This window comes from Amycolatopsis sp. NPDC003861 (assembly GCF_053605405.1).
In genome coordinates, this window is the sequence record NZ_JBSGJD010000115.1 from 20,312 (window position 1) to 28,585 (window position 8,274).

The window sequence follows — 8,274 nt, forward strand, 5'->3', positions numbered from 1 at the left end:
TCCCGAGGAGCACCCCGCCGATGACGACGTCCGCCGCCACCACGGGAGTCGGCTTCCGGTCCGAACGCGGCCCGGTGCTGATCGCGGTCATGCTCAGCACGGCGCTGGTCGCGCTGGACAGCACGATCATCGCGACCGCCGTCCCGTCGGTGGTCCGCGACCTCGGCGGGTTCGCGCAGTTCCCGTGGCTGTTCTCGATCTACCTGCTCACCCAGGCCGTGACGGTGCCGCTCTACGGCAAGTTCGCCGACGTCCTCGGCCGCCGTCCGGTGATGTTCTTCGGCATTGCGGCGTTCCTGGTCGGCTCGGTGCTGTGCGGCGCCGCGTGGAGCATGCCGGTGCTGATCGCCGCCCGCGCGGTCCAGGGCATCGGCGCCGGCGCGATCCAGCCGATGTCGATGACGATCATCGGCGACCTGTACACGGTGGAGGAACGCGCCCGGGTGCAGGGCTACGTGGCCAGCGTCTGGGGCGCGGCTTCGGTGGTCGGCCCGACGCTCGGCGGCCTGTTCGCCGAGTACCTGGACTGGCGCTGGATCTTCTTCATCAACCTGCCCCTGGGCGCGATCGCGGCGCTGATGCTGTTCCGCGGCTTCGCCGAGCGCGTGGAGCGCAAGCCGCACAAGGTCGACTACCTCGGCGCGGGCCTGCTCACCATCGGCTGTTCCCTGATCATCCTCGGCCTGCTCGAGGGCGGCGTCGCGTGGGCGTGGGGTTCGGTGCCGAGCGTGGCGATCTTCGTCGCGGGCGTGGTCCTCCTGGTGACATTCGTGCTGGTGGAGAAGCGCGCGGCGGAGCCGGTGCTGCCGCTGTGGGTGTTCACCCGGCGGGTCCTGGTCGGCGGCAACCTGGTGGCGGTGGTGGTGGGCGCGGTCCTGATGGGACTGACGTCGTACCTGCCGACGTACGCGCAGGGGGTGCTCGGCGCGGGGGCGCTGGTGGCGGGCTTCGCGGTGGCGGCGCTGACGGTGGGCTGGCCGATTTCGGCGTCCCTGGCGGGCAAGATCTACCTGCGCATCGGCTTCCGCGACACGGCGTTGATCGGCAGCGTGTTCATCATCGCCGGCGGCGTCCTGGTGGCCCTGCTGGGCGCGGGTTCTTCCCTGTGGGCCGCGGCGTTCGCGGCGTTCGTCCTCGGGATCGGGCTGGGGCTGGCGGCGAGCCCGACACTGGTGGCGATCCAGTCGGTGGTGGGCTGGGATCGCCGCGGCGTGGTGACGGCGACGAACCTGTTCAGCCGCTCACTGGGCAGCGCGGTCGGAGCGGCGGTGTTCGGGGCGATCGCGAACGCGACGCTGGCATCGCGGTTCGCGTCGCCGCCGCCGGGAGTGGGGCCGCTGCCACCTTCGGTGGACGCGACGAGCCTGGTGCTGGGCGGGCACGAAGCCGATTCGCCGGCGGCCGTCTTCGTCCGCGGAGCGCTCGCCGATGCGACGCATTACGTGTTCCTGGGGCTGCTGGCCGTGGCCGTGCTGTCGGTGGGGGCGTTGCTGCTGATGCCGCGGAAGACCGAGCAACTGGAGTTCTGACCCTATTTTTCCGGGCGGCAGTGAAAGCGATTCGCCGGCACGGTCATTTGCGCACTCCAGGTGCACGTGCAGCAGCGCGCGTGATCGGCTGATCCCTTTGTCACCAAGCAAATCCGGAGCAAGCGGATGTCCAGGAATTGTCTCTTATCTGACCGTGAATCAAGGGTCAACCGCGCAACCGGACGTGCGTTATCCTGCTCTCGGCGGTGTTGAACCGTCACGTTCCGCAGTTAACCTGAACGGACGCCTACGCGACGTTCCGGCTCTCGATGCCGTACCCGGCCGGCCGGAACGCGCCCGTCGAAAACCGAGGGGACGCACGTGGTCGAACAGGACGGGCCTTCGATCGAGATCGACCCCGGCTTGACCTGGGTGAAGAGTTCGGCCAGCAGCACCGGTACCGACCCGGAGAAATGCGTCGAGGTAGCTCGGACCCGCGAACACGTCCTCATCCGGGACTCGAAGCACCCCGGCGCCTGGCTCTCGATACCCCCGGCAGCCTGGCAGGGGCTCCTGCGCCACCTCTGAGGACCTTCCCTCCACCCCGGCGGACCTGATCAAGGTCCGCCGGGGTTTTGCCACATCCGGGGCCCGGCACGGCAGCGCGACTCCGCGTCTTCCAACACGCTGTCCGACTGCCCGCAGTATGCTGTATCGCGACCAGAGTGCTACCGTTCTGCCATGTGGCACATCGACAGCCTGCCACCCGGAATGTGGAGGAGTGAAGACAATCATGACTAGGGCGCACTCGCCAGTGGTCAGCCAGCGACGTGTGCTCGCGGAGATAAGGGAGGCGCGTGAGGCCCTGCAGCTCACCCAGAAGGACGTCGCCGAGGCCCTGGACTGGTCGACTTCGAAGCTCATCCGCATCGAGAACGGCACCGTGGGCCTGTCGATCACCGATCTGAAGGCGCTCCTCCTGCACTACGGCATCACCGACCGGGATCGCGTCGAAACCTACGTCGCGATGGCCAAGGCCGGCCGGGAACCTGGCTGGTGGGACGAGTTCAAGCGGACCAGCTCCCCGGAGTTCGTGAAGTTCCTCGGCCTCGAATCAGCCGCGGTCATCCTTCGCCAGTACCAGTTGCACCTGGTGCCGGGGCTGTTGCAGGTGCCCGAGTACACCCGCTCGCTGATGGCGCAGGTCACCGGCGACCCCGAGGTCCAAGCGCGCCGGAGCAGGCTGCGCACGCAGCGGCAGGGGCGGCTCGAAGACCCCGAACTCGAGCACTTCTTCATCCTCGACGAATCAGTCCTGCACCGCCGCGTCACCGACGGCGAAAGCTGGCGAACCCAGTTGCGCCACCTCCGCGAAGTGGCCCAGAAGCCCAACGTGACCCTGCAGATCCTGCCGTTCAAAGCCGGCTGGGTCGAAGGGATGCAGAGCTCATTCGAACTGCTGCAGCTGTCCGAACAGGCCAACGACCTGTTCCTGAACCTCGAACAGCCCGACGGGGACCTCTTCTTCGACGACGTGATCGGCGCCGAAAAGGCCGCCCAATTCATCCAGATCTTCTACCGCTTGGAAGACGCCGCGCTCACTCCCGGCGAGACACCCGACTTCATCGACAAGATGCTGCACAGGCTGGAGGACTGAATGAGACGCGCATAGGGAAGCGGCCCCTGGCTGGTACCCAGGGACCGCTTCGAGGGCAATACCTCCGACCCACCCAGAAAGCAAGCGCGGACATACTGCCGAGGCGCCAGCATACGACCCAGCATCCGGGGAACGGTCCCGCCGTCCGGGCTCATGACCTGAGTTCACTCTCCGGAGACACGGTGTCACCCCCCTGGTGACCGAATTCTGCCCGGGCGAGCGCGGCCACGAGCCGTGATCAGCTCGCCAGGTGCCTCTTCGCCACGAACAGGTGTCCGCGACGCACCGATCCGAGTCCGGTGAAGCACCGGCCAGTTCGAGGAGGCACTGTGCATTCCGACGTCCGTGCAGACCACAGACCCTTCCCCCACCCGGACCCGGCGCTCGCCAGCCGGGCCGGCGCGCTCTGCTACGCCTCACGTGAGGGGTGGCCACGATGAACGACGACGGAGGAGCCGCCCCGGCGCGGTGCTGGACGACCCGGGTCGGCGAGTCCGCCCTGGTCCTCGTTCCGCACCCGGTTGCGCTCGCCCGGCTCGAGGACCACGTCCCGCTCCTCGAAACCGACCACCGGGTGCAGTGCGTCTTCACCGTGCCGGAAGACGGTGAGGACCGCCCCGATGCCGCAGACCTCGTCCGCGCTCACGGTGGGCTCCTCCTCTCGGCGAAGCAGGCCGCCCAGACCACCCACGGCCTCGTCCTCGCCGGGAGCACCCGCGGCCTCGACGCCGTGCGGGGGCCCAGGCTGCTGGTTCCCCACGGCGGCGGACTCGGGCAATGCCGTTCAGGGGAGCACACCACGGGCCTCCATCCCGAACAACTCCTCCACGACGGCCGGGTCCGTGCCGACCGGATCGTGCTCACCCACGGGCGCGAACTGGACCTCCTCGCCGAGATCTGCCCGCAGGCCGTTCCGCACGCCGTCGTCGCGGGTGACATCGCCTTCGATCGGCTCGTCGCCAGCGCTCCCTACCGCGATCAGTACCGGCAGGCGCTCGGTGTCACGGATGACCGGGAGATCCTCGTGGTCACCGTGACCTGGTCCGCCAGGTCGGGGTTCGGCATCGACCCCGGTCTCTTCCGCCGCGTCGTCGACGCCGCACCGCGCGCACAGGTGGTCGCGTCCCTCCACCCGCAGATCTGGTCGCAGCACGGCATCGGTCAGGTGCTCGGCTGGCTTGCCGACGCCATCGAAGCCGGGCTCGTCGTGCTGGCGCCGTACACCGATTGGCGCGGGGCAGTCGTCGCCGCCGATCACCTGATGGCCGACTACACCTCGGTCGGCACGTTCGCGGCCGGCTTCGGCGTCCCCGTGCTCCGGATTCCCCACGCCCCGCAGCCGCTGCTACCGGGCAGCCCCACCGCCGTGCTGGCCGAAAACACCCCGCTGTGGGATCGGAGCCGACCGCTTCTCCCCCAGCTCGAAGCCGCACAGGAAGCGCAGTGCCACGGCCTCGGCGCCCACATCGCCGGCCTGCTGACCTCGCGCCCCGGCCAAGCCGGGAAGACCCTCCGGAAAGAGATGTACGCCCTGCTCGGCCTCAGCGAACCTGCCCGGCCCGTGCCGCTTTCCCCCGCACCGCTACCCCGGCGAACGACCTGGCCGCTGATCCCGATGCCGCGCGCCCGGCCGCTCGGGTGACGGATCCGCCCCGGCTCTGGACCTACGCGCTCGCGTCCGGCGCGCGGGGCGGCTTCGCCACTGCCGGCCCTCACCGGTGTCCGGCTGTGGCGGACGTCCTCGCCCTCGCCGAAACCCGCGCCTTCGCCGACGCCCGCGCGCTCATCGCCCGGTCATTCACCGACCTGCCCGGGCTCTCCGTCGCCGCCGTCGGCCCCGGCGTCGGAGACCGGTCCGGCGGCCGGCGGCTCGACGCCCTCGGCTCCGTGAGCTGCCAGCCGGGCCCGGACGCGCTCCACCTGCGGCCCGCCGACCTGCTCGTACAGCTTCAGTGCCTCGGTGAGGTGGCCACATGCCGCCGCCGGGTCGTTGCCGTACTCCGCCACGTCGGCGAAGCCGACCAGGACGTCGGCCTGGTAGACCGATGATCCCGACTCCGACAGGACCCTCCGCGCTTTCTCCAGGCGCCGCGTCGCCGAAGGGAAGTCGCCGCCGCGGGCGTCCAGCCGGGCGAGACCCACCAGCACCTTCGCCTCGTCCTTCTCGTCCCCCAGATCCGCGAACATCCGCCGGGCGAGCTCGAGGTGGGAGGCCGCCTCGGCGGCACGGTCCGCCGTCGCCAGCACCTCGCCGATCCGGCGGTGCCGCTGGGCGACACCGCGGTCGATGCCCAGTTCCGCTTCGATCTCCAGGCTGCCCGTGAAGCACGAGACGGCCGCGGGGACGTTGCCGCGCCCCTGCGCCGCCGTGCCGAGCTGATCGAGCGCTACCGATTCGTTGTGCCGGCTCCCCGCCTCCCGCGCCAGCTCCAGCGCGCGGCCGCATTCCCGCTCCGCCGCATCGAACCGCCCCAGGTCCAGGTACGCGCGCCCCAGCTGGCAACGCAGCCGGGACTCCGCGACGACGTTGCGGCAGCGCCGCGCCGCGGCGATCCCGATCTCGTGCGAGCGCAGCCACCGCGGAAAGTGCTTGCGGTGCAGGAACAACTCCCACAACGCCTCGCACAGCTGCCAGACCACCTCGTCGTGCCGCTGGGCGTCCGCCTCCTCGAGCACCGCCAGGACGTTCGGCAGCTGCTCGTCGAGCCACTCGAGCGCGGCCCGGCCCGAGCCGAACGCGGGCGGGGTGTTGCGGTATTGCTCGCACACCGGGCTGATCCGCCAGCGGAGCGGGATGACGACCAGGTTCGCCCGGGTCACCTCGTGCAGGTACCAGGTCGCCACCCGCGGCACCACCTCGGGGCGGTCGTCGTCGCGCTGGGCACGGGCGTGCAGCCGGACGAGGTCGTGGAAGCGGTACCTCAGATCGTCGACCTCTTCCAGGAGGCTCGCGTCGACCAGCAGCTGGAGGCCGTCGGCGGCGTCGGGCAGCTCGGTCGCCGCCGCCGCGGCACCGGGGCCGAACGAGGGGCCTGGGAACTCGCCCAGTAGCCGGTACAGCTTCGCGGCCGTGTCCGGCAGTGCCCGGTACGACCAGTCGAACATCGCCGCCACCGGGGCGTCGCCCTCCGCCGACAGCCGCCTCAGCCGCGATCGCTCGTCACCCAGCTCGGCCACCACCCGCGCCACCTGCCACCGGGGCCGGGAAGCCAGCCGGGCAGCCGCCACGCGCAGCGCGATCGGCAGCCGTCCGCAGAGCGAAGCCAGCTCGGAGACGTCATCGAGCTCGCCGGCGACCCGGGCCCGGCCCACCGCGCTGACCACCAGCTCCACCGCGTGCGGGTGGGAAAGCGGCGTCACGTCGACGAACCGAGCGCCCTCGGACACCAGTCCGTCCAGCCGCAGGCGGCTGGTCACCACCACCGCGCAGCCGGCCGACGCGGGGATCAGCGGCCGGACCTGGGCCGCCGAACGGGCGTTGTCCAAGAGGACCAGCAGCCGCCGGCCCGCAGTCATCGTCCGGAACAGCGCCGCCTGCTCGGCCAGGTCGGGCGGCACGCGCTCGGGCTGCACTCCCAGCGCGCGCAGGAACGCCCCGAGCGCCTCGTCCGGCAGGACCGCAGTCCCCGCCGAGAACCCCCGCAGGTCGGCGTAGAGCTGGCCGTCGGGATAGCGCTCCGCGTGCCGGCTGCCCCAGGTGACGGCGAGCGCGGTCTTGCCGACGCCGCCCGGCCCGATCAGCACGGCGAGCGGGGGCAATCCGCCGGTTTCCGGTGCGGCGACCTCGTCCAGGGCCGCGAGTTCGTCGGCCCGGCTCGTGAAGTGCGACGGCGCCGGTGGCAGCTGCCGCGGCACCGGGTGCGGCGACCGCGGACCGGCGACCCAGACGTCACCGGTGATCGTCCCGGCCTGGAGCACCACCCCGGCCGCGCCACCGTCGATGTGGTTGTGGACTTCGGATGGTGAGGCGGCACCGGTTCGAGACGTCATCCGAGAAACTCCCACCCAGACTCGAACTTCTCTGTGTACCTGTCGCCGGCACGTGACGGCACGGGAAGCCGGAGGAATTACCTCGAACGTACGAGGATCAGGGATCCGCAGTCCGTCAGAACCAAGGGCCACCGGCAACCAGGAAGGCCCGGCTTTGACCGTCGACGAGCTCCCGCCGTACCGCGCCCTGCTGGTGGTCGACACCAAGGGGTTCGGCAGCAATCCCGGCGCCACCCAGGCGATGGTGTCCGCCGCCATCCCCGACGTGCTCTCCCAGGCGTTCGCCCGCGCCGGGCTGCGGGACGTGTGGGAGACCGCGCTGTTCCCGCACGGCACCGGGGACGGCTACGGGCTCGGCTTCGACCCGCGGTTCCTGCCCGCCGTGGTGACGCGGTTCTTCGACGAGCTCCAGGCCGTGCTCGCCGAGCGGGACGCGCGCCTGCGGTCGGTCGCCCGGTCGGTGCGCCTGCGGATGCGGGCCGCCCTGAACGTCGGCCCGATCCTCGAACCGGCGCCGGGGACGACATCGGCGGCCGCCATCGGCAGCACCGTGATCACGACGCACCGGCTGCTCGACGCCGCCCCGGTGCGCGCGGTGCTGGAACGCTCCGATCCCGACGAGACGTTCCTCGCGGTGGCGCTGTCCCAGCGGGTCTTCGAAGACGTCCTGGCCGGCCGGTACGCGACGCTGCCCGCGTCGAAGCTCGTCCCGGCGGACGTCCGGATCAAGGAGTACCGCGGCACGGTCCACCTCTACATCCCCAACCCGAGCGGGGACCTCCTGCGCCACGGCCTCGGCCGCCACGAGGAGGAGCCGGCCGAGGCCGAAGTTCCGCCGCCGCCACCGCCGGGCAGCACCACGAACACCATCAACGGAACCGTGCGCGGGACCGCGTTCCAGATCGGCCGGCTGCACGGCGATCTCCACCCCTAGACGAGTAAGTCCTAAAGTGATCAGTGGTCGTAGGCGATCAGTGATCGGGTGACAGGTTGGCCGGTGGCGCGGTTGTGCCAGATGGCGGCAGTCAGGGCGAGTACGCGTTGGGCGATGCGGGCGGTCACACCGTCGATGGTGCGGCCGCCGTGCAGTTCGAGGTCGAGCTGGCCTTTGAGGGTGTCGTTGACCGATTCGATCAGCTGACGGACGGGTTTGAGCAG

The 8,274-nt window shown here is 70.8% G+C and carries 6 protein-coding genes and 1 pseudogene; 5 read left to right on the forward strand and 2 right to left on the reverse strand.

The window, feature by feature from the left end; genetic code table 11:
- Positions 1-20: 20 nt before the first annotated feature.
- The 4 genes from ACWEVN_RS26405 (at position 21) to ACWEVN_RS26420 (ending at position 4,768) form a co-directional block, all read left to right on the forward strand.
- The gene (locus tag ACWEVN_RS26405; protein ID WP_452053082.1) at positions 21-1,529 is read left to right on the forward strand and encodes an MDR family MFS transporter; all 1,509 of its coding nucleotides are present in this window, start codon (positions 21-23) and stop codon (positions 1,527-1,529) included.
- 372 nt (positions 1,530-1,901) lie between these two features.
- Positions 1,902-2,057 carry a DUF397 domain-containing protein gene (locus ACWEVN_RS26410; protein ID WP_452053083.1) on the forward strand — a complete coding sequence of 52 codons (156 nt, stop codon included), beginning with the start codon at positions 1,902-1,904 and terminating at the stop codon, positions 2,055-2,057.
- A gap of 205 nt (positions 2,058-2,262) precedes the next feature.
- The gene (locus tag ACWEVN_RS26415) at positions 2,263-3,126 is read left to right on the forward strand and encodes a helix-turn-helix domain-containing protein (RefSeq protein WP_452053078.1); all 864 of its coding nucleotides are present in this window, start codon (positions 2,263-2,265) and stop codon (positions 3,124-3,126) included.
- 436 nt (positions 3,127-3,562) lie between these two features.
- Positions 3,563-4,768 carry a hypothetical protein gene (locus tag ACWEVN_RS26420; RefSeq protein WP_452053079.1) on the forward strand — a complete coding sequence of 402 codons (1,206 nt, stop codon included), beginning with the start codon at positions 3,563-3,565 and terminating at the stop codon, positions 4,766-4,768.
- Positions 4,769-4,920: 152 nt separating this feature from the next.
- On the opposite strand, the gene ACWEVN_RS26425 is transcribed toward ACWEVN_RS26420, so the two are convergent.
- Entirely contained in the window at positions 4,921-7,116 is a 2,196-nt protein-coding gene (locus ACWEVN_RS26425) for an ATP-binding protein (RefSeq protein WP_452053080.1), read from the reverse strand.
- Positions 7,117-7,270: 154 nt separating this feature from the next.
- Here ACWEVN_RS26425 and ACWEVN_RS26430 point away from each other — a divergent pair, with 154 nt between their 5' ends.
- Positions 7,271-8,050, forward strand: a complete 780-nt coding sequence (locus tag ACWEVN_RS26430; RefSeq protein ID WP_452053081.1) for a hypothetical protein — start codon at positions 7,271-7,273, stop codon at positions 8,048-8,050.
- A 20-nt stretch (positions 8,051-8,070) separates the two neighbouring features.
- On the opposite strand, the pseudogene ACWEVN_RS26435 reads toward ACWEVN_RS26430, so the two are convergent.
- Positions 8,071-8,274, reverse strand: a pseudogene (locus ACWEVN_RS26435) (IS982 family transposase); the annotation flags it as partial.

Excerpts from the sequence above, each read along its gene's own strand:
- ACWEVN_RS26405 (WP_452053082.1), top strand. The coding sequence starts at position 21 with ATGACGACGTCCGCCGCCACCACGGGAGTCGGCTTCCGGTCCGAACGC.
- ACWEVN_RS26415 (WP_452053078.1), top strand. The coding sequence starts at position 2,263 with ATGACTAGGGCGCACTCGCCAGTGGTCAGCCAGCGACGTGTGCTCGCG.
- ACWEVN_RS26420 (WP_452053079.1), top strand. The coding sequence starts at position 3,563 with ATGAACGACGACGGAGGAGCCGCCCCGGCGCGGTGCTGGACGACCCGG.
- ACWEVN_RS26425 (WP_452053080.1), bottom strand. The coding sequence starts at position 7,116 with ATGACGTCTCGAACCGGTGCCGCCTCACCATCCGAAGTCCACAACCAC.